Source organism: Elizabethkingia argenteiflava (genome assembly GCF_009904105.1).
In the GTDB taxonomy this organism is placed as follows: Bacteria; Bacteroidota; Bacteroidia; order Flavobacteriales; family Weeksellaceae; genus Elizabethkingia; species Elizabethkingia argenteiflava.
This window is the reverse complement of record NZ_JAAABJ010000053.1, coordinates 1-2,767: the sequence shown is the minus strand read 5'-3', so window position 1 is coordinate 2,767 and position 2,767 is coordinate 1. Positions and strand designations below refer to the sequence as shown.

The 2,767-nt window shown below is 28.2% G+C and carries 3 protein-coding genes; 1 reads left to right on the top strand and 2 read right to left on the bottom strand.

Annotated elements, in window-relative coordinates:
- Nucleotides 1-508 precede the first annotated feature (508 nt).
- Nucleotides 509-640, top strand: coding sequence for a hypothetical protein (locus tag GNY06_RS14480; protein ID WP_262885024.1), 132 nt, complete (start codon nt 509-511; stop codon nt 638-640).
- A 70-nt stretch (nt 641-710) separates the two neighbouring features.
- Here GNY06_RS14480 and GNY06_RS00270 read toward each other — a convergent pair whose 3' ends face one another.
- Together GNY06_RS00270 and GNY06_RS00265 are read right to left on the bottom strand one after the other, a co-directional pair.
- The gene (locus GNY06_RS00270; protein WP_166518304.1) at nt 711-1,160 is read right to left on the bottom strand and encodes a hypothetical protein; all 450 of its coding nucleotides are present in this window, start codon (nt 1,158-1,160) and stop codon (nt 711-713) included.
- Complete coding sequence (locus tag GNY06_RS00265; protein WP_166518303.1) at nt 1,148-2,425, bottom strand: hypothetical protein; 1,278 nt, start codon at nt 2,423-2,425, stop codon at nt 1,148-1,150. Before GNY06_RS00265 ends, GNY06_RS00270 begins: the two co-directional genes overlap by 13 nt.
- Nucleotides 2,426-2,767 lie beyond the last annotated feature (342 nt).

Below are 2,767 nucleotides of genomic sequence, written 5' to 3'. Positions count from 1 at the left end.
TTTCAAGGTAGCAGGTCATGAAAACTATAAAAACCTATTCTAAGATTGGTACCGTGCAGGAATAAAGGCACAAGAGCTTTTTAAAAAACAAGCTAGTGATAAAGGACTTATTATTGAAGAAGTCAATCAAAATAAAAATAGTTTTAAACTCTATACGCAAAAACAATTACTAGGGGAGATTTTCTAATTCGGAATCGGCGAAATATTCAAGTGGACATTAAATGCAGAAGTTTTTATGGGGGTCTGGGTAGTGAAAGCGAGCAGTTATTTTTTTAATTTTAAATGCACTGATCTAGAAAAACACCTCAATATGCAAGACTTAATAAAAACTCCTGTAGTTATTGGAGTTTATCAAAGGGATGGAAGCAACACTATCGAAGAAAACATTTATTTCTTCTCCATTAATGAACTAAGAGATAATAAAGGGGCACCGTCCATAAGATTGTGTAAATGGTAATTCGGGAGTTTATCTTCGGATTATTAATTTTAATATAAAAGCATGATCAAAATGGAGTCAAACAAAAATTTTGAAAGTCAAGTACCTCAAGATGTATTGAGTAAGGATTTTTTAAGCCAATTCAAGACTGAAGAGGATGTTAGTAATTTTCTCAAGACACTTCATACTCAGGTGGTGGAATAAATTCTCCAAAGTGAGATGGATTGTAATAGCCCCGACTTAATCTGACAGATTAAGTCGGGGCTATTACATATTATTCTACTAGACCTACTTTACTTTCCCAAATAATCAAATTATTTTTATCTTTAGATTCGAAGTAATATGTTATTTTATAAATTTTTGTATTTGCAGGAACTAAAGAATAATATCGTTTTTCTCTGCTTTCTTTAGATAATAGTTTTTTAGGGTATAATTCAACTTCTAATCTTTTCCCTTTGAATTTTGGAAATAATCTTGGTGAATCATATATCATATAGTTTCTATAGTAATCTTGATAACCATTGTTGTATTTTTTCAATTTGTTTTCAAAATCATTTAATATTTGCAAATATTTTTTTTTCTCTATACTTGTACCATTGGTGAAATAGATTCCTTCAACTTTACCTATTTTATAATAAAAATTAGTTTTATTATTTTGTCCATATACTTTATTTATACAGCTTGAGAAAATAAAACTTAGTATTAAAAACTTTATTTTGTGCATGTCCCTCTTTTATAATTAGCATCTCTAACTTTAGCGACTTCGTCCTTTTTTGATTGAGAAAAAGATTTATACATTTCTGTACCTTCTAACCCCGTCCAAGCAAGATTTTCATAAACTGAGCGATCTTGTTTTAATTCATCAAACTGTGCTAAAGCATTTGTTAATTTTTTGATATAAAACTTACTCATAAACTCATGTTGTGGAATTTCAGAACCAAATGCATTTTTTCTATACTCTTCCAATAAAGTAGGTAAAGTTGAAGGATTTATTTTTCTAATTAAATCAGGGTCTCCTTTCCAACCTGAATTTATTAAATCCAAAAACATCTTAGCGTGTAACATTTCATGAACAAAAGTTTTTGCGATTCCTAATTCCGAGGAAGCCAAAGCTTCTGAATTGATACTTATAGTTAGTAATCCATTTTTAACATTACTTTGATCTGTATATCCTAATACAAAGCCTTTGGTTGACGGTATTTTTTTAATTTCAAAGCTTAATTTCACAATATTTTTCTTATTGAATTTACCCAATAAATTATTGAAAAGCCCTCCCTTGCTTTTTAATTTTTGATAAACAGCATTCGCGCATTTATTATTCTTTATCTGACTATCATTTATATTTTGAATTATAAATATATCTGCGGAATTCATATCCGCTGGCGTTTCAAATATCCCAGGTTTAAATGGCACGGGCAGGTCTTCAGGAAATAGAGGATTGACAGGTTTTTTAGGTTTAGTTATATTAACAGGATCTATAGGAATTCCAAGAGCTCTACAGATATCCTCTGGTAGTTCAGCACAAAATTTATTCTCACTTGCAATAAAATTTATGTTGTTTAATTTTCTTTTATTGATATCGTATTGTACACTAAAGATGTTTTTTGTCTTTTCATACTCTTTATCTTTTAATTCAAAGAAGTTTACTTTTTTACCTTCGGTATTTAAAATACCTAATAGTATACTCTCTACTTTATTATTTTTTACTACTGGGTAAATAATACCCCTGTCACCATCTTCATATTTTATTAAATTTGATCTTAATCTAAATTCTATTTTCCCTGTAAGGTATTTATTATTTTTAAGATTCAAATCATTATAATAAGTATACTGGATAGCATTGTCTACATCCATATCTAATATCTTTTGATTATTAACTAATGCTTTAGAATTTTTATTCTCTAAAACATTATCTTCAGTTCTACAGGAATTTAAGGAAATAAAGAGTGCAAAGAATACCAGTAAATTTAGGAGTAATTTTAATTTCATTGTGTTAATATTTATGCAAATATATATTATTTATATTAATTCTAAATAGATTTTAAGCCAATCTTTGAGAGCCTTGACTTGCTGTTGCTGTTTATTCATGGATAAAGGTTTTAAACTTTATATCATAAATTTAAGTTATTTTTGTAGCCGATTTATTGATACTTTACAACTTAAATTTATGAACTTGCAACAAAAAGTTGGACAAATTTGTTCGTCTTGTAAACTCCCCCATAAATAGTACGACTATAATTTAGACAAAAAGTTTAAATTTAGGATTATATATTATGAAAAAGAAACAATTCAGTGCGAATCAGATTTCCAGTATTTTGAAAGAATTCGATA